This is a genomic window from uncultured Fibrella sp., from assembly GCF_964250085.1.
In the GTDB taxonomy this organism is placed as follows: domain Bacteria; phylum Bacteroidota; class Bacteroidia; order Cytophagales; family Spirosomataceae; genus Fibrella.
Genome location: NZ_CAXUEC010000005.1, coordinates 299,361 through 323,780 on the forward strand (window position 1 = coordinate 299,361; position 24,420 = coordinate 323,780).

The 24,420-nt window shown below is 53.4% G+C and carries 26 protein-coding genes; 15 read left to right on the top strand and 11 right to left on the bottom strand.

Annotated elements, in window-relative coordinates; all coding sequences use genetic code 11:
- Window positions 1-3 precede the first annotated feature (3 nt).
- From ACFE8Q_RS18085 to nudK, 3 genes are all read right to left on the bottom strand, one after another.
- On the bottom strand, window positions 4-876 hold the full coding sequence (locus tag ACFE8Q_RS18085; protein WP_375446830.1) for an alpha/beta hydrolase family esterase: 873 nt from the start codon (window positions 874-876) through the stop codon (window positions 4-6).
- A gap of 117 nt (window positions 877-993) precedes the next feature.
- Window positions 994-1,347: a DUF4406 domain-containing protein gene (locus ACFE8Q_RS18090; RefSeq protein ID WP_375446831.1), complete on the bottom strand. Its 354-nt coding sequence runs from the start codon at window positions 1,345-1,347 to the stop codon at window positions 994-996.
- Between the two features lie 2 nt (window positions 1,348-1,349).
- Window positions 1,350-1,958, bottom strand: a complete 609-nt coding sequence (nudK, locus tag ACFE8Q_RS18095; protein ID WP_375446832.1) for a GDP-mannose pyrophosphatase NudK — start codon at window positions 1,956-1,958, stop codon at window positions 1,350-1,352.
- A gap of 54 nt (window positions 1,959-2,012) precedes the next feature.
- Here nudK and ACFE8Q_RS18100 point away from each other — a divergent pair, with 54 nt between their 5' ends.
- The 9 genes from ACFE8Q_RS18100 to ACFE8Q_RS18140 all read left to right on the top strand — a co-directional run bounded on the left by ACFE8Q_RS18100 (window position 2,013) and on the right by ACFE8Q_RS18140 (window position 11,168).
- Window positions 2,013-2,765 carry a DeoR/GlpR family DNA-binding transcription regulator gene (locus tag ACFE8Q_RS18100; protein ID WP_375446833.1) on the top strand — a complete coding sequence of 251 codons (753 nt, stop codon included), beginning with the start codon at window positions 2,013-2,015 and terminating at the stop codon, window positions 2,763-2,765.
- 161 nt (window positions 2,766-2,926) lie between these two features.
- Window positions 2,927-4,921, top strand: a complete 1,995-nt coding sequence (locus ACFE8Q_RS18105) for a histidine kinase dimerization/phosphoacceptor domain -containing protein (protein ID WP_375446834.1) — start codon at window positions 2,927-2,929, stop codon at window positions 4,919-4,921.
- Between the two features lie 147 nt (window positions 4,922-5,068).
- On the top strand, window positions 5,069-5,782 hold the full coding sequence (locus tag ACFE8Q_RS18110) for a sensor histidine kinase (protein WP_375446835.1): 714 nt from the start codon (window positions 5,069-5,071) through the stop codon (window positions 5,780-5,782).
- A 142-nt stretch (window positions 5,783-5,924) separates the two neighbouring features.
- Window positions 5,925-6,683, top strand: coding sequence for a response regulator (locus ACFE8Q_RS18115; protein WP_375446836.1), 759 nt, complete (start codon window positions 5,925-5,927; stop codon window positions 6,681-6,683).
- Window positions 6,684-6,906: 223 nt separating this feature from the next.
- Window positions 6,907-7,614: an OmpA family protein gene (locus ACFE8Q_RS18120; RefSeq protein WP_375446837.1), complete on the top strand. Its 708-nt coding sequence runs from the start codon at window positions 6,907-6,909 to the stop codon at window positions 7,612-7,614.
- A 14-nt stretch (window positions 7,615-7,628) separates the two neighbouring features.
- Window positions 7,629-7,970, top strand: a complete 342-nt coding sequence (locus ACFE8Q_RS18125; RefSeq protein WP_375446838.1) for a DUF3140 domain-containing protein — start codon at window positions 7,629-7,631, stop codon at window positions 7,968-7,970.
- Window positions 7,971-8,047: 77 nt separating this feature from the next.
- Window positions 8,048-8,503 (top strand): PA2169 family four-helix-bundle protein, encoded by a 456-nt coding sequence (locus ACFE8Q_RS18130; RefSeq protein WP_375446839.1) that lies wholly within the window; start codon window positions 8,048-8,050, stop codon window positions 8,501-8,503.
- A gap of 96 nt (window positions 8,504-8,599) precedes the next feature.
- Entirely contained in the window at window positions 8,600-9,979 is a 1,380-nt protein-coding gene (locus tag ACFE8Q_RS18135) for a Gfo/Idh/MocA family protein (RefSeq protein WP_375446840.1), read from the top strand.
- Between the two features lie 124 nt (window positions 9,980-10,103).
- A complete protein-coding gene (locus ACFE8Q_RS18140; protein ID WP_375446841.1) occupies window positions 10,104-11,168 on the top strand; it encodes a mevalonate kinase in 1,065 nt (354 codons plus the stop codon).
- 33 nt (window positions 11,169-11,201) lie between these two features.
- Here the strand turns inward: ACFE8Q_RS18140 and ACFE8Q_RS18145 are convergent, their stop codons facing one another.
- Window positions 11,202-12,245: an isoaspartyl peptidase/L-asparaginase family protein gene (locus ACFE8Q_RS18145; RefSeq protein ID WP_375446842.1), complete on the bottom strand. Its 1,044-nt coding sequence runs from the start codon at window positions 12,243-12,245 to the stop codon at window positions 11,202-11,204.
- 144 nt (window positions 12,246-12,389) lie between these two features.
- Here ACFE8Q_RS18145 and glgX point away from each other — a divergent pair, with 144 nt between their 5' ends.
- Together glgX and ACFE8Q_RS18155 are read left to right on the top strand one after the other, a co-directional pair.
- A complete protein-coding gene (gene glgX / locus ACFE8Q_RS18150; RefSeq protein ID WP_375446843.1) occupies window positions 12,390-14,495 on the top strand; it encodes a glycogen debranching protein GlgX in 2,106 nt (701 codons plus the stop codon).
- 243 nt (window positions 14,496-14,738) lie between these two features.
- Window positions 14,739-15,140, top strand: coding sequence for a DUF423 domain-containing protein (locus ACFE8Q_RS18155; RefSeq protein WP_375446844.1), 402 nt, complete (start codon window positions 14,739-14,741; stop codon window positions 15,138-15,140).
- A 101-nt stretch (window positions 15,141-15,241) separates the two neighbouring features.
- Here ACFE8Q_RS18155 and ACFE8Q_RS18160 read toward each other — a convergent pair whose 3' ends face one another.
- Window positions 15,242-16,195 carry a 2-hydroxyacid dehydrogenase gene (locus tag ACFE8Q_RS18160; protein WP_375446845.1) on the bottom strand — a complete coding sequence of 318 codons (954 nt, stop codon included), beginning with the start codon at window positions 16,193-16,195 and terminating at the stop codon, window positions 15,242-15,244.
- Between the two features lie 150 nt (window positions 16,196-16,345).
- Between ACFE8Q_RS18160 and pdxA the strand changes: the two genes are divergently transcribed.
- On the top strand, window positions 16,346-18,145 hold the full coding sequence (gene pdxA, locus ACFE8Q_RS18165; RefSeq protein WP_375446846.1) for a 4-hydroxythreonine-4-phosphate dehydrogenase PdxA: 1,800 nt from the start codon (window positions 16,346-16,348) through the stop codon (window positions 18,143-18,145).
- Between the two features lie 107 nt (window positions 18,146-18,252).
- Entirely contained in the window at window positions 18,253-19,143 is an 891-nt protein-coding gene (locus tag ACFE8Q_RS18170; protein ID WP_375446847.1) for a YicC/YloC family endoribonuclease, read from the top strand.
- A gap of 3 nt (window positions 19,144-19,146) precedes the next feature.
- Here ACFE8Q_RS18170 and ACFE8Q_RS18175 read toward each other — a convergent pair whose 3' ends face one another.
- Window positions 19,147-19,452, bottom strand: coding sequence for a hypothetical protein (locus ACFE8Q_RS18175; protein ID WP_375446848.1), 306 nt, complete (start codon window positions 19,450-19,452; stop codon window positions 19,147-19,149).
- A 132-nt stretch (window positions 19,453-19,584) separates the two neighbouring features.
- Window positions 19,585-19,938 (bottom strand): hypothetical protein, encoded by a 354-nt coding sequence (locus ACFE8Q_RS18180; RefSeq protein WP_375446849.1) that lies wholly within the window; start codon window positions 19,936-19,938, stop codon window positions 19,585-19,587.
- 176 nt (window positions 19,939-20,114) lie between these two features.
- On the opposite strand from ACFE8Q_RS18180, the gene ACFE8Q_RS18185 reads away from it, so the two are divergent.
- Window positions 20,115-20,750: a DNA-3-methyladenine glycosylase gene (locus tag ACFE8Q_RS18185; protein WP_375446850.1), complete on the top strand. Its 636-nt coding sequence runs from the start codon at window positions 20,115-20,117 to the stop codon at window positions 20,748-20,750.
- An 11-nt stretch (window positions 20,751-20,761) separates the two neighbouring features.
- Here the strand turns inward: ACFE8Q_RS18185 and ACFE8Q_RS18190 are convergent, their stop codons facing one another.
- Window positions 20,762-21,304 carry an RBBP9/YdeN family alpha/beta hydrolase gene (locus ACFE8Q_RS18190; RefSeq protein ID WP_375446851.1) on the bottom strand — a complete coding sequence of 181 codons (543 nt, stop codon included), beginning with the start codon at window positions 21,302-21,304 and terminating at the stop codon, window positions 20,762-20,764.
- 164 nt (window positions 21,305-21,468) lie between these two features.
- Here ACFE8Q_RS18190 and ACFE8Q_RS18195 point away from each other — a divergent pair, with 164 nt between their 5' ends.
- Window positions 21,469-22,800 carry an MFS transporter gene (locus ACFE8Q_RS18195; RefSeq protein WP_375446852.1) on the top strand — a complete coding sequence of 444 codons (1,332 nt, stop codon included), beginning with the start codon at window positions 21,469-21,471 and terminating at the stop codon, window positions 22,798-22,800.
- A 74-nt stretch (window positions 22,801-22,874) separates the two neighbouring features.
- Here ACFE8Q_RS18195 and ACFE8Q_RS18200 read toward each other — a convergent pair whose 3' ends face one another.
- The 3 genes from ACFE8Q_RS18200 to ACFE8Q_RS18210 are packed head-to-tail and all read right to left on the bottom strand — an operon-like array spanning window position 22,875 to window position 24,410.
- Window positions 22,875-23,213, bottom strand: a complete 339-nt coding sequence (locus tag ACFE8Q_RS18200; RefSeq protein ID WP_375446853.1) for a hypothetical protein — start codon at window positions 23,211-23,213, stop codon at window positions 22,875-22,877.
- A 32-nt stretch (window positions 23,214-23,245) separates the two neighbouring features.
- Window positions 23,246-23,854, bottom strand: a complete 609-nt coding sequence (locus ACFE8Q_RS18205; RefSeq protein ID WP_375446854.1) for a hypothetical protein — start codon at window positions 23,852-23,854, stop codon at window positions 23,246-23,248.
- A 55-nt stretch (window positions 23,855-23,909) separates the two neighbouring features.
- Window positions 23,910-24,410 (bottom strand): methylated-DNA--[protein]-cysteine S-methyltransferase, encoded by a 501-nt coding sequence (locus ACFE8Q_RS18210; protein WP_375446855.1) that lies wholly within the window; start codon window positions 24,408-24,410, stop codon window positions 23,910-23,912.
- Window positions 24,411-24,420: the final 10 nt, after the last annotated feature.

Sequence of the window (24,420 nt, forward strand, 5' to 3'; positions counted from 1 at the left end):
CTACTACTGAATCTGCCGTTTGAAGAACGCCAGCGCCTCCAGATGCACATCAATGTCGTTGGGGTAATCGTGCTTGCCGCCGTTCACTCTCAACAGCACAATTTCGGGCTTTCCTTTCGCCTTATAGGTGTAGCGCTCAATCGTTTTGCCGTCATTCGGATCGGCATCAGGTACGTTCTCCATCGTCGGTTTGCCCTGGTAACGGGCCAGATTAGCCCAGTACGCCAACGTACGATCCGTTGAGCGCACCGCGCCCATATTCATGTTTTTGCCCAGTATTACCACCCCACCGTTGTAGGGATTTGTGGTATCGTCGGTGCCATTGATGATCATGACCGGCAAGGCTTTCCCGGCCGGTTCGCAATCCAGATTGGTCGTATCGGGCAGGTTGGCGATGATAGCGGTGATGGCCCGGAACGTGCGCGGCATGGTCAGGGCAAGCTTATAGGCCATATGCCCGCCCCCCGACGTACCTACGGCAAACACGTGAGCTGGATTCACCCGGTATTGTTTTCTGAAGTACTGAATCATACCGGCGAAAAAGGCCTGTTCATTCACGTTTTCTATATTTGCCTGCGCTGGTGACGCTTTCCGGCACTCGTTCCAATATCGTTTATAACCATCCGGGTAAACAACCAGCGTGTTTTCACCAGCCGCCTGCTGGTCCATCTTCACCGCTGATTTCATCATGCCTAATCCATCCCCGCCCGACCCATGCAGTACGAAAACCAGATCGGGCTGACGAAACGAATTGGGCGGTTTATTGAGGTGGAACACCCGATAATGGCCGTCGATCAGGATTGAATCACTTACTATCTGTGCGTAAGCAGCGGCGCAATTAAGGAGTAGTAACGAAAGACCAATTGTAAGCTTCATGATCTACATGCATAGTGGACTAGTAACCACAAAAGCAGCGATCTTACCAGTCTACCAGGCATTTCGATCGTTTTTTACCGATCGCAGCTACACGCCCCGGCGCAGTTAACACCTTTACTAAACGCCAGGTACGTCCTCTAACCGGAAATAGACAGGCAAACCGCGTTCTCTGGCAATCCGAACGTCGTTATCAGCACCTGCCGAATCACCGTCAAGCCGGAGAATCGCATCGCATCTATCGAGCAGGCGGTGCGCGACGGGATACTGAATCTCGTTCCAGACATCGTCGCCGGGTTTGGTAGATCCACCAAGCGTAAGTAGTGGTAGGGCCACCCATTCGCCAATCATGGGCAGGTGCACCGCCCGAAACAGCGGCAAAGCCACCGATTCGAGGTGGGCCAGATTTTTCGCCATCAGGGCGGGGTCGTCGTTGGTGCCACCACGATAGGGCCCGGCAATGAGGATCATCATGGTTATTTTGGATTGGGGATTTCGGATTGGAGATTTTTTGAAAGCTGACGCAGCCGCAGGTGATAGAGCAGCATGATCGTTTTACCATCCATAATTTCGCCGGCGTCGATCATGCGCAACGCTTCGGTGAGCGGCAGTTCCAGCACGTCGATATCTTCTTCGTCAATGCCGCCGCCAGCGTTCCGGGCTGTATCGGCGCTGTATTCGGCGAGGTAAAAAAAGAGCCGCTCCGTCACCGACCCCGGACTCATGTACGCCTCCATAACCTTTTCAACGGCCGAAATCCGGTAGCCCGTTTCCTCCTCCATTTCGCGCCGGATGGCGTCGTCGGGATGGTCATCGTCGAGCAGGCCCGCGCAGGTTTCGATCAGCATGCCTGAGGGATTTCCGTTTACATAGGTAGGCAAGCGAAACTGGCGGGTCAGAATAACCAAATCGGTGGCTGGATTGTGGAGCAATATGGTAGCTCCGTTGCCCCGGTCGTAGGCCTCACGTTGTTGTGTGACCCAGTCGCCGTTGGCCTGCTGGTAATCGAAGGTATATCGTTTTAATACGTACCAGTTGTCAGAAAGCAGCTTTTCGTCGGTAATTCGTACCCGAGGGTTGCCCATTTTGTTTATTTTTGTTTGAATTTGTTCATTTTTGTACAAATGAATTAGTTACTCATGAACTTTCAAAACCGGAAGCGATTAATTTTAGAGCTGGTCGAACAACTGGAATCAGTCGATGTGCGCGAACTGGCGGCTCATGTGCAAACCTCTGAGATGACAATCCGCCGCGATCTGACGCAATTGGCGGCAGAAGGGCTTTTATACCGAACAAGGGGCGGGGCAATGCGCGTCGACGTGGCCGCCCAGCCGTTTCGGTTCGAAAACAAGGCAGCAAGCCGGGCTGAGCAGAAAGATCATATCTGCCAGTTGGCGGCGCAGCAAATTCAGGAGGGAGAAACCATCTTTCTTGACTGTGGCAGCACCATTTTTCGGATACATCCTTACATCCGCCACAAACGCATTCAGGTTATTACTAACTCCTTGCCACTCATGGCTGAACTACTAAACAGTTCGGTACAGATCAATCTGATTGGTGGCGAAATTGACAGGGAACGCCAGGCTGTACACGGTTTTATGGCCGAGCAGCATATCCGCCAGTACCGGGCCGACCGGGCGTTTATTGGTGTTGATGGCATTTCGGCGGCAAACGGGCTCAGCGCCGCCAGTGAAAAAGAAGCCAGCACGGCCATCCATATGGCGCAACAGGCTAAGCAGGTATACCTACTCTGCGACTCATCGAAGTTTGAGCGCGACAAATACCTACATTTTGCGCCACTCACGCTGGCACACACCCTGATCACGGATAAAGAGGCACCGATAGACCAGTTGAACAAATACCGGAAACGTGGCATACATATTGTTCAGTAACCTAACTCTCACGAGTAAGTAGGCAGCATGCTGTCGGTATGTTAGCGTAGCCAAGCGGTCCATTCGCTAACAACTGTTACCGATTTATAATTAGAGTACAATATTTATTCACAGCTTATTCTGTAGTTTAGCCTTCTGCTCTACTAGTTTAACTGCCTGCAATGTTGCCTTACCTTTATCTGACCGTATTTTTCTGGCTTGGGGGTATGTTACCGTTAAGCGCCTCTGTTCCACCGGATTCGCTCCTGCGTAACAGGTTGTACGACCGTTGGCAGGCGGTACGCTATACCCGCCCCGACTCGTCGGTCTACTACGCACAGCAACTGCATCAACTTGCTCTGAAAAGTAAACTGCCCGGCGATTTAGCCCAGAGTTTAATGACCCTCGGTATTGTTGAACGCGATCGGGGTAGTTACGCCGAAGCCGTGATTCTGTTTCGGCAGGCGCTGGCTTACCGTGAACGGTTAACCGATGCCGAAGAGCTTGGCACCGTATATCAACACATAGCGCTGACTTACAAGCGAATGGGCGACTTCCAGAAAGTGGCCTCATTTTATGAACAGGCACTTTCTTACGCCGAAAAGGCGTATGCTATCTACCTGCAACATCATTGCCCGGCGGGCAGCCTGGCAAGCGCGCAGAATACAATTGGCATCATTCTGCGCGACCTGAAAAAGCTGGACGCCGCCCGCCAGATGTACCTGTCGGCCATTGCCCGTCTTGAACCTCAACAGGCCACGCTATCAACCAAAGACCTGTCAACGCTGGCCATTCTTTACGGTAATATCGGGCAGATCATGATTGCCAACAAAGAGTATGACCAGGCAATCGCTTCCATTAATAAAGCGCTGGCAATCAATACGAAGATAAAGCAGCTTACCAGCCTCGAACACAATCGCCGTAATCTGGCGAACGTCTATCGATTGCGGAAACAGCTCGACTCATCGGCAGTCCATGCTGAGAAAGCCATTCAATATTCCCGGCAAATTGGCGATCCACATCGGCTCTTCAATACGCTGATGGTGGCTTACCAAACCTACCGCGACAAAGGCGATTACCAGTTGGCGCTTGCCCTTATCGAAGAGCAAAAAGCGATCGAGGATTCGCTCATGCGGGTCGACAAAGCCAAACAGATTCTGGCACTTCAGGCAAAATACGACAACGAACGTACCCGGCAACTGGCCGAAGTGACGGCTCAGAAAGACCGGTTGCTAGCCGAAACAAAAGCCCGCCTGTTGCTCCGGCATGAAGGGGACCTGGCCCGGATCGACGCCGACAAATCCCGTGACCTCTCGCGGGTGAGTGCCAGGGCCGCACTCGACAAAGAAGAACTGAGAACCCGCTACGCCAGCGCATCCAACCAGCAGACTATCAAACAATTAGGCGAAGCCAACAATCGGCAGAGTTTACAGTTGATCTGGCTTAGCGTAGGCGCGTGTCTGTTTTGCCTGCTATCGGGGTTATTGCTGTTGCTCTATCGCCGCGTACGCCATAGCCGCGCCAAGATTCAGACCCAGTCTGAACAGATGCGGCTGTTGATGCGCGAACTGCACCACCGGGTCAAAAACAACCTGGCGGTGGTATCGGGCCTGCTCGAGTTACAGGCCAACCGCCTCGGAGACACACCGGTACGGCAGGCGTTTGTCGAGAGCCAGCAGCGCGTACAGGCGATGTCGCTCATCCACCAGCGATTGTACCAGACCGATACAACCACCCAGATTGACCTGAACGATTACACGCATAGCCTTGTCGATTCGCTAATGGCCGCTTACGGTTACACTCCGGATCGGATCGACCGGCGAATCTCGGTGGAAGTAGCCGAAGTAGATGTCGACATTGCCATTCCGCTAGGCCTCATTCTGAACGAGTTGCTGACCAATGCCTTCAAATACGCGTTTCCTGATCTGGGCGCAACGCCCCGGCTCACCCTGCGTATCTGGCAGAAAGAAGGACTCAACGTGTTTCTGTCAGACAACGGGCCGGGTTTGAACCTGCGCGAGTGGCAGACGGATCAGGTATTGGGGCGGAATGCGTCTTTCGGCCGGAGGCTCATCCGTAGCCTCACCGACCAGATGGGCGCTACCTTACACATAGAGGTAAAAAAGGGAACCTGCTTCAGCCTGCATATTCCTACGGAGGTACTGGAGGTAAGTTAACCGACAAAAACTACTCATCGACCACAGTGTGCCTGTTGTTTACCGACATTGATCGGCACCTCACCTACTTTCTGTGCATTTTAGTGTACCGATTTCGTTGCACCACCTGGTCTCACGGGTAGCGCAACGCAACCCGTATGCGTCGACATGTTGCCACCTTTCCTTTCTCCCATCTCTATCTGGCTGGCGCTCGGCATGCTGAGCGGCCTGTTGCTGGCGTGTGGGTTGCTGGTGCAGAAACTCCGGCAGGTAAAACAGGCAGTACGCAAACAGGAAGACGATATCCAGACGTTACGCCGCGAGTTGAGCCACCGGGTAAATACCAACCTGGCCGTAGTGATCGGGTTGATGGAACTCCAATTGGCCCAGGTCATAGACCAACCGGCCCGGTACCCACTTCAACAAAGCTTAAGCCGGGTACGGTCAGTAGCCTTGCTGCAACAACGGCTTTATCAGGGCAGTGCTCCCACGGCCGTGAACCTGCGGCAATACATGCAACGGTTGTATCAGACGCTGACCCTCAATGACGCCTCCGACCTGATTCTGCTACTGGATACGGATGAACTAAGCGCCGACATGGCCTTGCCTGTTGGCCTTATCCTGCATGAACTGGTAGCCGACGCAGCCCTGCACGCCGCCCCGCAACGGCCAATGCTTACGGTGAGCCTCTCCCAGCGCGATGGCCTGCTCCTTGAGGTAACGGACCAAGGGCCGTCGCTGGAAAATCAAAGTACACGCTGGTCGCGTGCGGGCGTGGCGCTTCCTCAGCGGCTTATCGAAGGCCTGAGCGAACAGATAGGTGGTGCCTGCTCTATGCAACCAGGGCTGGGTATGCATTTCAGATTACATATTGCCAAATGAACGGGCTATCGATTGTCAGGTATTGGTTATTGGTTATCAGTCATTAGCGTTGCTTAGTAACAGCCAGCCCCACAAGATTATGTCGCTTATCCAATAATTATTACCCAATAACCAGTGACTACTAACCAATAACTAAATCAATATGAACCTCTTAGTTGTTGAAGACGAAGCAATTTTAGCGATGACCCTCTGCGACCATCTCGAAGCAGAAGGGTATCGGGTGGTAGGTATCGCTAATAATGGCCTTAAAGCCATCGACCTTTTTCAACACAATCAGGTAGATCTGCTCCTCTGCGACATCACCATCAAAGGGGAGTTCGACGGTATAGAAACGGCCCGCCGCATCAATGCCATTCGGAACGTACCTGTGATCTATCTGACCGCCTACTCCGACGCAGAGACCGTGTCGCGAGCCAAGCAAACCTTCCCCGCCGCCTACCTGACCAAGCCCTACGATATCATGAATCTACGGCTGGCGATTGAAATTGCCCTAAACAATGGCAACAGGTCGGCCCAAACCAGTCCGTCGGCACCTGTGCCCGCCGTTGAATCGATGGTCAGCGCGCGGGAAATGATCCTGAAAAGCGGGCAGCATATCTTTATCCGGCAGGGCTATCAGTTCGTAAAAATCAACCTCAGCGACATTCATGTGCTGGTGGCCGAAGATATCTATACCACCTTTCTGACAGCGACCAAAAAATATTCACTGCGCATGCCGCTCACGACGGTCCTCGACAAGCTGGATTATCCTAAAATAGTGCGGGTACATCGCTCCCACGCCGTGAATACGCTTCTTGTTGACACGTTTGACGAAAATGAGATCAGAATTGCCGAACGTCTTGTTCCGCTGGGACGCCACTATAAGGAGCAATTTCTGCAAAGCCTTCATCAGTCGAATTAATTATCCCACTTAGTACGTAGAATTAATTCCACAAAGTGGCGACTCGTTGCTATACAGGGCAACCGATAACACTGGTATGCACGAAACCAGTGCCTCGTTAACCGCTTATTTAACCCACTGATAATCAGTTAGTAAAAACTCATACAAACTATTTGTTCAGTACGACGTGAGCGCTGGTATAGCTTTTGGCTAGTAGTAGCTAAATCAACTTCACTCACACGTTATGACAAGTATGAAAATCAACAGCAAGAGCTTCATTGCTCTGCTCCTGGCCGCCGGCCTGACGTCCAGCGATGCGCTGATGAGTTGCAAATCAATCAAGAACAATACAAACAAAACGCAGCGGGGTGCCGGCATCGGGGCTGGTGCCGGGGCCGTAGCTGGTGGTATAATTGGCCGCAAGTCGGGTAACACCGTACTGGGGGCTATTCTGGGTGCAACGGTTGGTGGAGCAGCGGGGGCTGTTATTGGTCGTAAGATGGATAAGCAGGCCGAAGACCTGAAAAAAGACCTGCCCAACGCAACGGTAGAACGCGTTGGCGAAGGCATCAAGATTACCTTCAATTCCGACATCCTGTTCGACGTGGGCAAGGCCGATCTGAAAGATGTAACAAAGCGTCAGTTGGCCGATTTTGCCCAGACCTTAGAGAAGTATCCAGATACAAATCTGGTTATTGAAGGTCACGCCGACGCTACCGGGTCAGACGACCTGAACCTGCGTTTATCCAATCAACGCGCCGACGCTGTGTCGGGCTACCTGAAGTCGGTGGGCGTAAAAGGAGGCCGTTTAAGCGAAAAAGGCTATGGTGAATCACAACCCGTTGCAGATAATAGTACGGAAACGGGTCGCGCAAAAAACCGCCGGGTCGATATTGCCGTATTTGCTAACGAGAAGATGCAGCGAGACGCCAAAAATGGAAACATCGATTAACCTCATTTCCGAAGATGGCTACGCTGAACGACGCTGAAAAGAAAGAGGTCCGAAACGAGTTCGATGAAGTCGTAAACATGTCGGCCTCTTCGTTAACGAAATGGCTGGATACGCCTGAGTCGAAAGAAGTAGGCCAGAAAAAAGACGGTGAAGGTGAATCGATAGGCCACGAGTCGGGCAAGAAGATCATCACCATTCTAGGTAAGATGCAGGCTGAACTAACGGATGACGATTACGCACACATGCGCAAAGTTATCAGTTATGTGCGACGGCATTCGGCCCAGAAGCCAGCGGAAGTGGAAGGCAGCCACTGGCTTTATTCGCTTAAAAACTGGGGGCACGACCCAACGAAGTAACCCCAAAAGTAGCTTTCTGATTTACTCAACGTATTAACAAGGTACCAGTACATCATTTTAGTAAACTCAACAACGTTATGACTGTTAAAGAGACGCGGGGCGAAATCCTCGATCAATTAAATAAACTGTTAACACGCAGCCATGATGCCGAAAAAGGGTATCAGGAAGCGGCCGACAGTGTAAAAGATGCCGAACTGAAAAGTCTGTTCCTCGCTCAATCGCGTCAGCGGGCCGAATTTGCTACCGAACTGGACCGCGAAATCCGGGCTTTGGGCGGCGACGCCGATAGCGGAACGAGTCTGGCATCAGACCTACACCGTGCCTGGATCAACATTAAGTCGGCAGTGTCGAACAGTACAGACAAAGCAGTAGCCGAAGAATGCCAACGTGGTGATTCAGAAGCATTAAACGATTATAAAGATGTGTTGGAGCAGACCGATATCGCAGCTAGTACCCGCGAGTTGTTGCTTCACCAGAAGAGTAAAGTCGAGTCGGCCCATGCAACAATGGGACGCTTGGCTTTGGTAGTGTAGTGAATGGTGGGATCGGAAAGCCTGCGCTCGTTGAGTGCAGGCTTTTTTGTTTTAAGGGTATTTGCTCTATTTTAGGCAGTCAAAAACTACATGTCCATGCACTCTTCCCGACGTTCTTTTCTGCGCACAACGGCGCTCAGCACGGCTACTCTTCCCCTCTTTCCCTCGTTGCTGACACAACCCCTTTACGCGCAGTCGGGCACGAAAGCACCGCTCGAAAAGGTACGTCTGGCATTCATTGGCTTGGGCGAACGCGGCCGGAATCACCTGGAACAGGCTATTTACCGGCCCGATGTACAGATAACCGCTCTGTGCGATATCGACCCGATTGCCTTGGGTAAAGCCAATGCGCAACTTCAGAAAGCGGGTCGTGCGCTGCCGCCTACGTTCTCGAAAGGTGACGAAGCGTTCAAAGACATGCTGAAACGGGACGATATCGACGGGGTAATCATCGCCACGCCCTGGGAATGGCACGCACCGATGGCCGTAGCCACCATGCTGGCTGGTAAATATGCCGGTCTGGAAGTGTCGGCGACCGTAACGCTCAAAGAATCATGGGATCTGGTGAATGCGCACGAGAAAACCGGCGCGCATTGCATGTTGCTTGAAAACGTTTGCTACCGCCGCGACGTGCTGGCGGTGTTGAATATGGTTCGCCAGGGTATGTTTGGCGAAATGACCTATGCCCACTGCGGCTACCAGCACGACCTTCGCGATGTAAAGTTCAACAATGGCAAACAGGTATATGGCGGCGGCGTAGAATTTGGGGCGAATGCCATGTCGGAAGCGCGCTGGCGTACGCAGCATTCCGTTGACCGAAACGGCGACCTGTACCCCACCCACGGCCTCGGACCAGTGGCCCACTGGCTGAATATCAACCGGGGTAACCAGTTTACGTACCTGACGTCGATGGCTACCAAATCGCGCGGACTACACAAGTATGTGGTTGATAAAGGCGGTGCCAACCACCCCAACGCCAACGTAAATTTCAAGCTGGGCGATGTGGTCACGACCATGATCGAATGCGCCAACGGCGAAAACATCGTGATCATCCACGATACCAATTCGCCCCGCCCCTACTCGCTCGGGTTTCGGGCGCAGGGCACACAGGGCGTCTGGATGGACGATGGCGACGTGATTTACCTCGAGGGCGTATCAGCCAAGCCACACGTATTTGAGCCATTTAAAGACTATCAGGAAAAGTACGATCACCCGCTCTGGAAACAGCACGCAGCCAGCGCCGAAAAAGCCGGCCACGGTGGCATCGATTTCTTCGTATTCCGGGCCTTTGTGGAAGCGATCAAGAACCAGACCGCCCCACCCATCGACGTGTACGATGCCGCCGCCTGGAGTGCCATTAGCCCACTGTCGGAACAGAGCATTGCCAAAGGCAGTAAGCCTATCGAAATTCCTGATTTCACGCGGGGCAAATGGAAAACCAACAAGCCTGTTTTCGGGCTAACCGATGCGTATTAACTGAAACTGTCAGTACGCTGCGCCCGCTCGGGCGGACCGGTCATTAGGTGGTCATTGATGGTCATCAGTCGATAAACAATAACTGATCGCTAATGACCACTTAATGACAATAAATAACCACCTAATGACCACTTCAACACCCGGACGAATTTGCTTATTTGGTGAGCATCAGGATTATTTAGGTTTGCCCGTCATTGCGGCAGCAATTTCCAGGCGCATTGGGGTAACGGCGCACCGGGGCGGGCCGCCACAGGTACGTCTCCAACTCCCTGATCTTCATCGAGAAGTAACCTTCGACATCAGCGCGTTTCCGCTAACGTACCTGCACGACCGCGATTATTTCAGCAGTGCGTTGAACGTGTTGTACCGGGAAGGACTACGCTTTTCAGAGGGCATCAGCGGCGAGGTATCCGGCAACATTCCCATCAACGCCGGCACGTCCAGTTCGTCGGCGCTGCTCATTAGCTGGCTGGCGATACTGAGTCAACTGGCCGATGAGCCACGCACTTTCTCGCCCATCCAACTGGCCGAATTCGGGTATATAGCGGAAGTGCTTGAATTCGGCGATCCCGGCGGACGGATGGATCACTACTCAACCGCCCTTGGCGGCGTTATCTACCTGGAATCAGTTCCCCAGATTAAGGTTGACACCTTTACACCGACACTAGGTACGTTCGTACTGGGTGATTCGGGTGAGCCAAAAGACACTATTGGCCTGCTGAAACACGTGAAGTACGGTATGCTCGCCGCCATGGACAAGATGCGGGCCTATGACCCAACGTTTTCGCTCGAAACCCTCCCAATCCATGAGTTGGACAGGTACGTTCACCTGCTCACATACGATGAAAAAATTCTGGTTCGCGGCAACCTCCTGGACCGTAACATTCTCCGTCAGGCACTTATGATTCTTCGCCAGCCAGCCATCGATCATCATACGTTTGGCAGGTTGCTGACCATGCATCAGGAAAACCTCCGCGACGCGAAGCGCATATCAACCCCAAAAATTGAGCGGATGATCGACGCTGCACTCGACGCGGGTGCCTACGGGGCAAAGATCAACGGGTCGGGCGGGGGTGGCTGCATGTTTGCCTATGCTCCCGAGAACGCCGGGCACATTGCCGAAGCCATTGAACGCGCCGGCGGACGAGCATACCTGATTGAGGTGGATATGGGAACGCGGATAAGTTAATCACAAGCTACACCGGGCAGAGCCCGATGAGGCTTATTTAAAATAGCTCGGCGATTTCACCAGCACCCCATTCTGTTCGGCGTTGGTCAGCGTGTAACTGAAGCCGGGCTGAACAGCGTAGGCCCCTACTTCGCCGTTTCGGCCCAGGGCAATAAAACCTACCTGAAAGGTTTTGGCTTTCTCGGGATTGCGGGTGACAATGCGCTCGACAGCTTTTTTACAGGCGTCAGCGGGTGTTAGGCCCTGGCGCATCAATTCGATCACCGTATGTGAACCAGCCATTCTAATCACCTCTTCGCCCTGCCCCGAACAGGTAACTGCCCCAACTTCATTGTCGACAAACAGGCCAGCGCCGATCAACGGTGAATCGCCCAGTCGACCGCGTAGTTTAAAGGCCATGCCACTGGTAGTACACATACCCGACAGGTTGCCCGACGCATCGAGGGCTACCGTACCCATTGTATCGTGGTTCGGGGTGCCGTCGTCGAAAAAAGACGGAGCAAAGGGGCCGTGCCCTTTGGCACCGCGAACGGGTTTCTGGTTCTCAATATTAATAACCGGCTTGTACTCCGACTTTTTCAACCACTCGCGGTACGTCTTTTCGGCATCTGGCGACAACGTACCTGACTCCAGCGTGAAGCCATTGGCCAGCGCAAACTGTTGCGCGCCCGACCCTACCAGCATCACATGCGGTGAATTTTCCATCACCTTGCGGGCAACCGAAACCGGGTGTTTGATCCGCTCCAGAAAAGCCACCGAACCACAGTTTGCCTTTTCGTCCATGATGCAGGCATCGAGCGTAACGAACCCGTCGCGATCGGGATTGCCACCCAGGCCAACGCAACAGTTAATGTCGTTCTCGATGGCTATGCCGGCTGCCTCAACAGCGTCGAGCGCACGGCCACCTCGCTGGAGTACTGGCCAGGCCGCTTTGTTGGCAATCGCGCCACTATCCCAGGTTGATACAACTACTGGTTTGGACGCAAAAATCGCTTTCGTAGCCGAAACAGCCCGATTGGTGAGTAATGGGGGCAGCAGTAGTGCACTGGCCCGCAAAAAGGTTCGTCGTGAAGTCATGAGTGGCAAGATACTGGTTTCTTTATGTTTCTCCCAAGTGAGAGCCCAATTCCAACATACCCAGCCAACTACGGAGAAGACCTAACATTTTTCATAGATATGGGTTTATTCTTATGGTACTCTATACCACTCATTTCAACGAATATGACAACCTCTCCTACTGCTTCAACGGCCAACATACCGTCGCGGCCTGGCCAGCCTTATCCGCTGGGCGCTACTGTCGATGAACAGGGCGTAAACTTTTCCATTTACAGTGAAAATGCCACAGGCGTATCGCTGTGCCTGTTTTCGTCGAAACGCGGCGAGAAAGAAACACACCGAATCGAACTGATCGAGAAGACCGAGAACGTGTGGCATATCTACCTTGAAGGCATCAAACCCGGCCAGCTATATGGTTACCGGGTTGATGGGCCATATGCACCTGAAGAGGGGCATTACTTCAACGCCAACCAACTCCTGCTCGACCCCTACGCCCGCGAAGTACATGGCATCGTTGGCGGCTCGACCGAGATTCTGGGCTACGATTTCGAAAGCGAAGCGGAGGATCGTTACCTGTACATGAGCAACATCGATAGCGGCAAAGTAGCGCCAAAAAGCGTGGTGGTCGACTCTACAGCTTTCGAGTGGGGCGACGACAAAGCCCCCCGTACGCCAATGCATAAATCGATGATCTACGAAATGCACGTGAAGGGTTTTACCTACCAGCATCCAACCATCGACGAATCAATCCGGGGCACGTATGCGGCCCTGGGAACCCCTGAATCAATCGATTACTTTAAGAAACTGGGCATCACGGCGGTAGAGTTACTGCCGGTTCACCAGTTTTCGAATGAAAGCTACTGGGGTTACAACAGCATCGGTTTTTTTGCGCCCCACAACGGCTACGCATCGTCAGACAATGTGGTAGCTGAGTTCAAGCAGATGGTGAAAAACATGCATGGGGCGGGTATCGAAGTGATTCTCGACGTGGTGTATAACCATACCGCCGAGGGCAATGAGATGGGGCCTACCATCTCCTTCAAGGGCATTGATAATAAGGTGTATTACCACACCGTACCCGAGCAGCCGCAGTTCTACATGAACCATACGGGAACGGGTAATACCTTCAATCTGACCCACTCGCAAACGTTACGGGTAGTGATGGACAGCCTGCGTTACTGGGTACAGGAAATGCACGTGGATGGGTTCCGGTTCGATCTGGCCTCAGCCCTTCTCCGTGAGCTTGGCGACAACGTATCGTCTTTCCTTGATACAGTCAATCAGGACCCTGTTTTAAGTCAGGTGAAGTTGATTGCCGAGCCCTGGGACATTGGTTCGTATGATGTTGGGCAGTTCCCGGTGCGCTGGTCGGAATGGAACGGCAAGTACCGTGACTGCGTACGTAAGTACTGGAAAGGCGACAAAGGCCAGGCTCATGAGATGACGCTGCGCGTATTGGGTAGCCCCGATCTGTATGCCGACGGACGTGGACCGGGCAATAGCGTAAATTTCATCATTGCGCACGATGGTTTTACCCTGAATGACCTTGTAAGCTATAACGACAAGCATAATGAGGCCAACGGCGAGAATAACAATGATGGCGAAAGCAACAACGAAAGCTGGAATATGGGTGCAGAAGGTCCCACCGACGATCCGGCCATCAATCAGGTACGCGAACAGCAGAAACGTAATTTCCTGACAACGCTGCTCTTGAGTCAGGGCGCACCGATGTTTATGATGGGCGACGAATATGGACGTACCCAGCATGGTAACAATAACGGCTACAACCAGGATAACGAGATTAGCTGGTTCAACTGGAATTGGGACGAGAAACAACAGGCACTGTTTAATTTCACGTCGCAGCTAACGGCCCTGCGCCAGAAATACCCGTTGTTGAGCCGCCGTAAATTCTACGAAACAGAGCAGATCGACTGGCTCCGCCCCGACGGTCAGGCGTTCCACCCGGAAGATTACGCGAACCCCGATACCCACTGCCTGGCGCTTTGGGTCGATGGTGCACGCGTTAGTGAGCAGGACGAAAGCGGTCAGTTTAGCAATGAAACAGACGAGGGTGCCAGCAAGCTATTATGGGTACTGAACAGTTATTGGGAAGACATTCCGTTCAGCCTGCCAGCTCCCCACAAATCGCGAACGCATTACGAAGTGATCGTCGATACAGCCGCTGGTGAAGTAGAAACTGGCCACCGGATCGATGTAAAAACACCATTCAACGTACCTGCCCGCTCATCAGTGCTGCTACGCATGGTGTAAGTACGGCTCACTTATACTGGAGTGCTGAAGGCCCGCAACCAGACTGTTGCGGGCTTTTTGGCGCCTGTTAACGAACGTACCCACCTCAGCGGTGACCCATTCTGAAACTGGCTGTGACGCACTACCGATCATCAGCTTCCGGCTCATCAAACCCAAAAACTGACCTCAATTCGTGCTGGCGACCTACGAGGAGAGCCGCAATAGACCGTACCTTCGCGGGGTCATTAGAATGAATCGAACTCTATGGAAAATTTGATTGCACAGGCCCGTTGGGTCATACAAATGGGTAGTATTCTTGGCGTACTGGGCGTCAGCATCGGTGCGTTTGGGGCACATAGCCTCCGCGCCCGCCTCGAAGCCGCTGGCCGGATGGATACGTTTGAAACGGCAGTGAAGTACCAGTTTTATCACGCCATTGCGCTGGTGTTGGTGGGCATTATCACCCAGCTGCTGGCCAATAACCCGGCGGCACTGAAAACGCTGAACTGGTCGGCCTGGAGCTTCGTGGCAGGTACGTTGATCTTCTCCGGTTCGCTCTATATTCTCTGCCTCTCGGGCGTCACCTGGCTCGGCGCCATCACCCCCATCGGCGGCCTGTTCTTCCTGGCCGGCTGGGGATTTTTATTCTGGGCAGTAGGGAAGTAGTTACCTCACCCCCAGCCCCTCTCCGTTAGAGAGGGGAGCCGCTTTGGAGTAGCTCCGCTTGGCTAGTGACCGGCGAACTTATTGTAGTGCGGCTCCCCTCTCTAACGGAGAGGGGCTGGGGGTGAGGTCAACTGCCTCACCAGCACCTCGTTGATACGGACGTAGCTTTCGTGCGTCCAGCCGGCGATGTGGGGGGTTAGAATTACCTGATCGGCTTGGCGGAGGTAATCGAAAGTTACCTGCTGGGTGGGTGTCAGCGTTTTCAGCTTTTCGTTTTCCAGCACATCCAGGCACGCTCCCCGAATTTTGCCCGATTGCAACCCTGCTACGACTGCATCCAGGGAGACTACTTCACCCCGCGAGGCGTTTACCAGAAAAAACGGCTTTGCCATCTGGGCCACAAAGTCAGTATTGATCCAGTGGCGGGTATACTCGGTGAGCGGTACGTGCAGGCTCAGAATGTCGGATTCAGCCATAATCTGCTCAACGGTCACTTGCTCGGCAAATTGATCGCCGTAGTTGGTGCGGTATTTATCGAACGTCAGCACCCGGCAACCGAACCCACTAAGGCGGCGCGCCGTGGCCCGGCCGTTGTTACCGTAGCCAAACAACCCAACGGTTTTCCCCATCAGTTCGATACCCCGGTTGCCTTCACGGTCCCAGATTCCCTGACGTACCTGACGGTCGGCGCGAAGCAGGTTGATAAACAAGGCCAGCAGCATACCGACCACATGTTCGGCTACGGCGTCACGATTGCCCGCTCCCGCATGGAATACCCGAATACCGCGCGCCGTGGCCTCGTCCATGTCGATCAGATCAAGCCCGGCTCCGGCACGGCCAATGTACCGGAGTGCTGGAGCCGCATCAAACATCTCACTATCAACATATGTTTTACTACGAATAATGAGCCCTTCAAACGGCGCAATGGTAGTCAGTAAGGTCTTCCGATCAATGGTTGGCTGGTAATCGTAGGTGAAACCGGCCTCGTCGAGCATGGCGAAGAGGGAAGGATGCATTTCATCGGCAATCAGAATAGCCGCCTGGGTCGTTGACATGTAGGGAAGTTTGTAACTTGCAACGGCAATTATCAAGAATCAGTCAGCAATTACCAATTCAACGGGCCAAAAAAGGCGAATGAGCGGTAAATGTTGAGTACATCCTCAGGGTGGCTGGCCTGGATAAGACAAGCCACCTCTGCAAGGTCAATGGAACAACAACCTAATAATACCAACAATCAGAACGACCGGCCGGCCGATAATCGCCCGGGTGGTCAGTCAGATCGGAACCGGAATCGCAACAGAAACCGGAACCGGAATCGGGGGCGCGATAAAGACCGGAACGGACAGGCTCGGGGCGAACAGGGTGCCGTCGGCGACGAGACGCTGATCGATGACCTGTCGGTAGGCGCTATCGATACGGACCTGACTACACCTGTTGAGCCCGCAAAAGAAAAAGCGTCCGATAGCCGTCCGACCAACGACCAGCCTACTCGCAATACCCAGAACGAGCGCTCTGGGCAAGGTCAGTCCCGCTCTGGTCAGGAACGCGATGCCCGTCCACCCCGCGACCAGCAACGCCAGCCCAACAACGACCGCAGCCGCGACAATCAGGAACGCCCGGAACGTACCCAGCATGGCAATGCTCGGCCCGAACGAAACCAGGAACGCAGCCGGCCGGAACGGATGGAACGTGGCAGCAGCGATCGCGTCGAACGTGGTGGATCTGACCGTAGCGAACGACCCGAACGGGAACGCAGCGTTTATGATCGCACAGAGGATATTATTCCCGAGCGGCCCCGTCCCGAACGTCAGGAACGGTATGAGCCGATGGCGGTTGATCGCTACGCCGGGGCGTCTGTCTTTGAAGAGGATAGCGACCGGTCGGGCCGGAGTGAGCGTACGCCGCTGTCGGAAGCTAGCCAGCAGGAACGCCTGATCATCGGTATTTCGCTGGGCGATTTCAATGGCGTTGGCCCTGAGGTTATCCTGAAAGCCTTGCAATACAATCAGTTGCAGAAAATATGTACGCCGGTTATTTACGGATCCATGCGGGTGCTGAATCGATACCGGAATCTGTTGAACCTGAAAGACTGGAATCTGAACGGTATTCAGCAGGTAGAACAGGCGAGCCACAAAATGACCAACGTCATCACCTGCTTCAGCGATACCATTCCCAGCCCACCCGTAGCCGAGGGCGAAACGCCCCTTCCGCCCCAACCTGCCACCGACATTCAGCCCGGTAAGGTAACGCCCGAAGCAGGTTTGGCTGCCTTTGCCTGCCTCACCCGCGCCGTCGACGACCTGAAAGCCGGTAAGATTCACGCGCTCGTTACGGCTCCCATCAACAAGCATAATATTCAGTCGGAGGCGTTTTCGTTTCCGGGCCATACCGAATACCTGGCCAATGCGTTCGGCGTTCCCGATGATCTGATGTTTATGGTGAGCGATATCCTGAAGGTGGGTGTGGTGACTGGCCACGTACCGATCGGCAAAGTGCGTCAGGGTATTCACAAAGGGGCGATCGCGCAGAAGCTGGAGATGATGACCAAATCGCTGAAGCAGGATTTCGGCATTCGTCGGCCAAAAATTGCCGTATTGGGGTTGAATCCGCACGCGGGAGAACGTGGCCTGCTGGGCAACGAAGAAAATGACATCATCACGCCACTCATCAACGAACTGCGCCAGAAAGGGCAGTTGATCTACGGTCCATTCCCAGCCGATGGGTTCTTTGGCACCCGATCGTACCGGAAATACGACGCCGTTCTGGCCATGTATCACGACCAGGGACTGATTCCGTTCAAGTCGATCGCGTTTGAAGAAGGCGTGAACTTCACCGCCGGCCTGCCCGCTGTACGTACCTCGCCCGACCACGGCACCGCCTATGACATTGCGGGCAAAGGCCAGGCCGACGAAACATCGATGGTTCAGGCCATCTACACCGCCTGCGACGTAGTCCGCCGCCGCAAAGAATACCAGGAACTAGAAGCAAACGCACTTAAAAAATAGTCTTCTGTTTGCCGTTTACTGTGGTCGGTTGTGCTGTCAGATCAAAGCCAGGTACGTTGGCAGCGCAACAGAAGGCAGTAAACGGTAAGCAGAAAATCCCCTTTCTCATGCTCAAATCAATGACCGGTTTTGGCACTGCCACAGTCGAAGCCAACGGTCTGTCGGCAACTGCAGAAGTCAAAACACTGAATTCTAAGTTTTTAGATATTTTTTGCCGCCTCCCACGCGGCTTCTCCGACCGCGAAATCGAGGTGCGGAATACCCTCACCCAGCAACTGGAACGCGGTAAAGTGGAGTTTAACCTCAACATTACCCGCACCGCCGACCTCCGGCCCACCGTAACGGTCAACCGTCCGCTGGTGGCTGCTTACGTAAAAGACCTGACCGAAGCGGCCGGTGTCACCTCACTCAGCATTTCGCACGACGAGCTGTTCAGGCTGGCGCTCGGTATGCCCAACGCGTACCTGAGCGAAACCAGCAGCAATACCGACAATGCACAGGAAGACTGGGCTACCATTCAGGAAGCAGTGAGCGAGGCCATCCGTCGGTGCAACGAGTTCCGTCAGCAGGAGGGCGCATCGCTGGAAAACAAATTTCAGGAATACATACAGACCATCACCGACCGCCTTGCCGACATTGAGGTTCAGGACGTTACGCGCATTCCCGCCGTTCGTGAACGCATGCGTACCAACCTCTCCGACATGCTGAGCAGCGACGATTTCGACCGCAACCGCTTTGAACAGGAACTGGTGTACTTCGTGGAGAAATTCGACATTTCGGAAGAGAAAGTCCGCCTGAAGAACCACCTGCTTTACTTCATGGAAGTGCTGGCGACGGAGGAGGCGAATGGCAAAAAACTCAATTTCATTGCCCAGGAAATTGGCCGGGAGATCAACACCATCGGCTCAAAAGCCAACGACGCCACCATTCAGCGGTTTGTGGTGCAGATGAAAGATGAACTGGAAAAGATCAAGGAACAGACGATGAACGTGATTTAAACGTCATTTTCTGACACTGATCGAGGTGAGTTTTATCTGGGGAAGTTCACCGGCGGCTTCACCGGCATCGTTGGCGGTGGCTTGCTTGAGGATTTCTTTCTTTCCCGTCAACCGACCCGAGAAACGTACCTGAAGGGGCGTAGCCGGGTCGGTTTTTCGTGCCTGCTCTTTCAAACTGTCAGACAAGTTCACCGGATAGTACCGGGTTTTGGCCGTCGCGTCCGGCATGACCAGGATATACTGATATGCCCCCCGCGAATACACCGACACGATCAGTACGCCCTCTGCATTCGTGTAAGTGCGTACCATATCATGCTTGGGTTGGTTTTGTGCGGCTGCACCGAAAGCGGTAATTAGCCCGATGAATAGCGTAAAAAGCGGTTTACACATAGTTACTGGTTGTCTATTGAAATGATCTTATGTGGAAGTAACCGGAAAAGCTCAGGGAACAGTTAGCTCAAATGCGTAGAACGGAGCCGCTGTGGAAGTAATCACCTTTCCGTTGAAACGTACCTCGCTTGCATGCACCCACCCATCGCATGGGCTGGAGTCTATGTAGGTGCGTAGTTGAAGTACACCCAACGGTTTATCCTTTACAGACAGGTAAAATTGTGTTGTGTCAGTGCCACGACGCGCTTTCTCCACCAGATCATAGGTACTAAAAAGCGGGGGTTGAACACTCAGATTCTCAATTGTGGCAGGTTGGCCATTAACGTAATAACGCAGGGTTACTTTACTGGCATTGGTGCTGGTGATCTGCTCTCCCCCGTTGCTTGCCAGCGGCCTGAATCTCAATGGGGTAGGTCCACTCTGACATGCAAGAGATCGGCAACGCGACAGATAAACCACACATAATGAGGCCAGTACGAATAGGATAGTAAGGTGGCGATATCTCATCTATAGCTGTCTTTAATCTAATAACTTTTTAATAACGTACGAATTAAGCATATAATCCGCTCAACGAGCTACTTATGAACCGGCTTCCTCTCGACTTCTACGAGCAACACGATACGCTTACACTCTCCCAGCTACTGCTTGGCTGCGAACTGGTGCATGAGTCACCGGAGGGAACGGCGGCGGGCATCATTGTTGAAACAGAAGGCTACATCACCGGCGATCCGGCCTGCCATGCCTACCGACGCGCTACAGCCCGCAACGCCGCGATGTTTGGCCCCGCAGGTACGTTGTACGTTTACCAGATTTACAATCACTACCACTGCATCAACGTGGTAACCGGCCCCGAAGGCGTTGGCGAAGCGGTATTGATCCGGGCGCTCCAGCCAACCGAAGGCACCGACCTGATGGCTATACGGCGCAACGAAGCGTTTAAAACGGGCTTTGAGCGTTACCGCAACAACACCGTCGATCCAGGTACGTCGGAAGGCTTTCGTAACCTTTGCAACGGTCCCGGCAAGCTGGTTATTTCGCTGGGCATCACCCGGACCGATCACAATTTCTCGTCGCTGGTCACCGGCTCCGTCTATATTCGTCCGCCCGTGCTGAGAGATTTCGACATGGTAACGACCACCCGTATCGGTATCACCCAGGGTGCTGACCTCCCCTACCGGTATTATGTGAAGGGCAATCGTTTTGTCAGCAAAAAATAGATTGGCACTAGTTATTTATCATCCAGTTGTTTAAGCAGGTGTAATCCGTCGGGCCATTGGCCGTAACCAGCGGCTACGTTTATGTGCCCGGCGTCGCCGATGTTCACGAGTTCACTACCCCATGCTCCGGCAAACTGCGCGGCCCGTTCCAGACTGACGTAAAAGTCCGACGAGCTGGTTACAACAATAGACGGAAAAGGCAACTGCTCTAACGGCACGGGCGTAAAACCGGTGGTGCCAGCCGGATAACTCGCCGCTTCAGTGTCACTCGGTGCCACAAGCAGGGCTCCCTTTATGGCCCGCTGAAACGTTTTTGCCCAATAGGCCACCGTGATACAGGCCAGGCTATGCCCAACCAGGATCGTCTTTGCCGGATCGCCAGCCATCACGGCCTCGTCGACCTGCCGAATCCAGTCGGCACAGACGGGTGTTTCCCAGTTAGTCTGCTCCACCCGTTGAAAGTCGGGGAACTGGCGTTCCCATAGGCTCTGCCAGTGCTGTTCGCCCGAACTTCCCAGGCCGGGTAAGATGAGTATTCGTGCGGTAAAGTCCATAATTCAGCAGACTGAGGTATTGTGTGATGGGCTGTAAAGAACGGGCATTATTGTGTCATATCAGCCGCGCTAGTCAGCGGGTAATTCGGCGTGACCGACGGCAAAACGGATTCCTTATTCTACGGGACAGGCTATAGCAGGCTCATGGGTAGTTTACGGTATCTATGGGAGAGTACGCACCGACAACGGCTTTCCCGTCTGTCCCCCGCCCTGCACTGGTACTGACCCAGAACAGGCGGCTAAGGTTCATCACCTTCTTTTACCTGTATGTGATGCAGGGTGTTCCGGCCGGTTTTGCCACAACCGCACTGGCCAACTACCTTGCCGCCGAAGGCCTCCGCGCCGACCGTATAGGTACGTTCGTAGCCATGCAGGGCCTCCCCTGGACTTTCCAATTCGTTTGGGGGCCGTTCATCGACCGGTTTCAGGGCTCAAGACTAGGGCGGCGCAGACCCTGGGTCGTGGTGGCCCAATTCTTCGCGTTTCTGGCATCAATGGCCATGCTATTCGTCGATGACCCAGCCAGTAATGTGACAATGCTCGGCATTGCGTTTCTGGTACACGGCACCTTTGCTTCCGTACAGGATGCCAGCGTCGATGCCATGGCCATTTCAACGATTCCCGATCACGAACGGGGCCGGATAAACGCGTTTATGCGGGGCGGTTTTCTGCTGGGCACCGGCCTTGGAGCCGCCGGTCTGTCGTACGTATTACGCCATAAGGGCTTCCATACGGCCGTTGTTACGCAATCGGTTTTTCTGTTGACGCTGACGGTTATCACGTTTTTCATTCGCGAACGAGCAACCGATACACTGCTGCCTGGCAGGGCGGGTAACGAAACAACCGGGTTTACGACGCTTCAGCCCACGTACCCGACGTACCCGATTGGCTGGCTGTTTCGTGAGCTGTTCAGGGGGTTAATTGCCCGCGATAGTCTGCGGTGGTTTCTGCCCATTCTGCTGGTGTATTCTGCTCAAAACGCCTTCATCCGGGCCTACAACGTTCACTTGATTCAGCAACTCGGCTGGAGCGATACGGCCTTGTCGGGGCTTACGGGCAGTTACGGCGTGCTCATCGTTATCGGTATTATTCTGGCGGGCGGCTGGCTGGCAGACCGCGTTGGCCCCAAACGACTGTTGCCGTATATCATCGGCTTTCATTTCGCCTACCTGCTGACGATCAACCTCTTATCGCCCTACTGGAGCAACCCTTCTGTAGCCGCAGCGGGGGCCATTTTCTGGAATATGATGGACCCCAGTTTAAGTGTAGCAGCCATACCGATCCTGATGTCGCTCTGCCGCCCCAATGTCGAAGGCTCGCAGTTCACAACGTACATGGCACTGGTCAACCTCTCCGATGTAATCGGCGCTTTCATATCAGGTCACGCGCAGCGCTTCGTTGCGGCACCTGTCATCGGGCTGTTTGCGGCTGCAATGGCTGGAACTGCGTTGTTTTTCGTTATCTGGACGAGTCGAAAAAAAGCGAAGCTGTCATAGCTCGCGAGTACCCGGCTCACGATTTATGACAGCTTCGCTTCGAACAGAAGATGTTTACTTATACCAAACCCATATCACCTTCCAAGTGAGGCTAGTTTGCTTTCGTAACCCAGATCGGCAATTTTGCAGCCGTCTTCGGTAATGATAAGGAGGCCAAATTTATCTGATGAACAGGAACTACCCCTGTTTCCATCCTTCTGATACCTTACCAGTTCCAGATTTGTTATTTCGTTTCGCTCATTCCGGCTAAGCACATTTATGGCTACTTTGACCTTATACCGCTTGAGCACCTGGCGCTCCACCCGTTCAATCTGATTGTCGGTATAGGTTCGGGTTACTTTGATATCCGGCCGTTTGAAACCAACAAGGCAAACGACAAATAGCATCAGCAAAGGCAAGAGGAGCTTTTTCATAGTTTTAAATTGATATTGACAGAAGAGGTAGCCTAATCCGTAATCGCGACTTTACGCTGAGCAACCATCTGGATTGTCAACAGTGAGATCCAGAGCAGAACAAAAGCAAACGTAACTTTCTGCACAAGTGGCAGGTAGTAGAGCGAGTCACTGGTGTAGTAAATGTAATTATTTACAACCATGAGTAACAAGCACCCAATGCCAAGCCATAGTAACTTTATTAAGCGGCATTTGTACAGGCCAATGAACGTACCTGTGAGGGTGATGAGCCCTAAAAAACCGGCAATGTTTATTACCAGATCGTGAAAATTCGTAAAAATGAAGAGAGCAGACAGCATCGACCCGATTCCTGTCGACCGTATGAGTAGGGAACCACGCTGACTGAATGTGAAGAGCAGGGGCAGAAAATACCAAAAGATTGAAAGCGATATACACAGCACACTCATTGCCGCCAGGGCAACGGGCCTGGCCAGATTTGGTTGCCCATTCATCGCATACACGTTCAACAGATTACACCAGTAGTTGTGCAACCAGCTAAACCCTACGGCCTGTTTATCCGCCTGTGAACCGCCGGGATACAGGTACGTTGCCAGCAGAAAAAGAACCAGAAATGTGCCAATACCCAGTAGCGGTACCAGCATCAAAAGAGCGTTTGGCAAAACTGCTTTCCGAATAGCCATCATGGTAGGGAGCCCGTCAAAAAGCAAACAGGCTTAGCTGCCCTTCATTGGCTTTACGGCGCGAGCCTTCATGTTCCAGTAGCCACTGTTTGCGCCACAGCCCGCCCGCATAGCCTGTCAGGCTTCCATCTGAGCCAATGACTCGATGACAGGGTACGACAATTGCCAGCGGGTTACGGCCATTGGCAGCGGCCACGGCCCGAATCGCTTTCTCGTCGCCCAGTTGGCGGGCCAGCGACAGGTAGGAGCGCGTTTGGCCAAACGGCACCGTCAGCAGCGCTTCCCACACACGCTGCTGGAAAGGCGTACCGATGGGCGACATCAGAAAGGTGAAATCTTTACGAATACCATCGAAATAGTCGGTAAGCTGGTCGCAGGCCTGTTGCAGGGGAGCAGGCAGATTGCGGATCAGGAATAGGTCGGGCATGGGATCATCCAGGCAGGAAATGGCCGACACGCCCGATACGTCGCCGGTTATGCGAAGGGTGCCAAGCGGCGAAGACAGGTACGTATGCATACAACTGAAG

Excerpts from the sequence above, each read along its gene's own strand:
- ACFE8Q_RS18130 (WP_375446839.1), top strand. The coding sequence starts at position 8,048 with ATGACTGTTAAAGAGACGCGGGGCGAAATCCTCGATCAATTAAATAAA.
- nudK (WP_375446832.1), bottom strand. The coding sequence starts at position 1,958 with ATGGGCAACCCTCGGGTACGAATTACCGACGAAAAGCTGCTTTCTGAC.
- ACFE8Q_RS18170 (WP_375446847.1), top strand. The coding sequence starts at position 18,253 with ATGCTCAAATCAATGACCGGTTTTGGCACTGCCACAGTCGAAGCCAAC.
- ACFE8Q_RS18125 (WP_375446838.1), top strand. The coding sequence starts at position 7,629 with ATGGCTACGCTGAACGACGCTGAAAAGAAAGAGGTCCGAAACGAGTTC.
- ACFE8Q_RS18115 (WP_375446836.1), top strand. The coding sequence starts at position 5,925 with ATGAACCTCTTAGTTGTTGAAGACGAAGCAATTTTAGCGATGACCCTC.
- ACFE8Q_RS18160 (WP_375446845.1), bottom strand. The coding sequence starts at position 16,195 with ATGTCAACGACCCAGGCGGCTATTCTGATTGCCGATGAAATGCATCCT.
- ACFE8Q_RS18200 (WP_375446853.1), bottom strand. The coding sequence starts at position 23,213 with ATGAAAAAGCTCCTCTTGCCTTTGCTGATGCTATTTGTCGTTTGCCTT.
- pdxA (WP_375446846.1), top strand. The coding sequence starts at position 16,346 with ATGGAACAACAACCTAATAATACCAACAATCAGAACGACCGGCCGGCC.
- ACFE8Q_RS18145 (WP_375446842.1), bottom strand. The coding sequence starts at position 12,245 with ATGACTTCACGACGAACCTTTTTGCGGGCCAGTGCACTACTGCTGCCC.
- ACFE8Q_RS18135 (WP_375446840.1), top strand. The coding sequence starts at position 8,600 with ATGCACTCTTCCCGACGTTCTTTTCTGCGCACAACGGCGCTCAGCACG.
- ACFE8Q_RS18190 (WP_375446851.1), bottom strand. The coding sequence starts at position 21,304 with ATGGACTTTACCGCACGAATACTCATCTTACCCGGCCTGGGAAGTTCG.
- ACFE8Q_RS18205 (WP_375446854.1), bottom strand. The coding sequence starts at position 23,854 with ATGCTGGTACCGCTACTGGGTATTGGCACATTTCTGGTTCTTTTTCTG.
- ACFE8Q_RS18175 (WP_375446848.1), bottom strand. The coding sequence starts at position 19,452 with ATGGTACGCACTTACACGAATGCAGAGGGCGTACTGATCGTGTCGGTG.
- ACFE8Q_RS18105 (WP_375446834.1), top strand. The coding sequence starts at position 2,927 with ATGTTGCCTTACCTTTATCTGACCGTATTTTTCTGGCTTGGGGGTATG.
- ACFE8Q_RS18195 (WP_375446852.1), top strand. The coding sequence starts at position 21,469 with ATGGGAGAGTACGCACCGACAACGGCTTTCCCGTCTGTCCCCCGCCCT.
- ACFE8Q_RS18100 (WP_375446833.1), top strand. The coding sequence starts at position 2,013 with ATGAACTTTCAAAACCGGAAGCGATTAATTTTAGAGCTGGTCGAACAA.
- ACFE8Q_RS18085 (WP_375446830.1), bottom strand. The coding sequence starts at position 876 with ATGAAGCTTACAATTGGTCTTTCGTTACTACTCCTTAATTGCGCCGCT.
- ACFE8Q_RS18210 (WP_375446855.1), bottom strand. The coding sequence starts at position 24,410 with ATGCATACGTACCTGTCTTCGCCGCTTGGCACCCTTCGCATAACCGGC.
- glgX (WP_375446843.1), top strand. The coding sequence starts at position 12,390 with ATGACAACCTCTCCTACTGCTTCAACGGCCAACATACCGTCGCGGCCT.
- ACFE8Q_RS18120 (WP_375446837.1), top strand. The coding sequence starts at position 6,907 with ATGACAAGTATGAAAATCAACAGCAAGAGCTTCATTGCTCTGCTCCTG.
- ACFE8Q_RS18155 (WP_375446844.1), top strand. The coding sequence starts at position 14,739 with ATGGAAAATTTGATTGCACAGGCCCGTTGGGTCATACAAATGGGTAGT.
- ACFE8Q_RS18140 (WP_375446841.1), top strand. The coding sequence starts at position 10,104 with ATGACCACTTCAACACCCGGACGAATTTGCTTATTTGGTGAGCATCAG.
- ACFE8Q_RS18090 (WP_375446831.1), bottom strand. The coding sequence starts at position 1,347 with ATGATGATCCTCATTGCCGGGCCCTATCGTGGTGGCACCAACGACGAC.
- ACFE8Q_RS18110 (WP_375446835.1), top strand. The coding sequence starts at position 5,069 with ATGTTGCCACCTTTCCTTTCTCCCATCTCTATCTGGCTGGCGCTCGGC.
- ACFE8Q_RS18185 (WP_375446850.1), top strand. The coding sequence starts at position 20,115 with ATGAACCGGCTTCCTCTCGACTTCTACGAGCAACACGATACGCTTACA.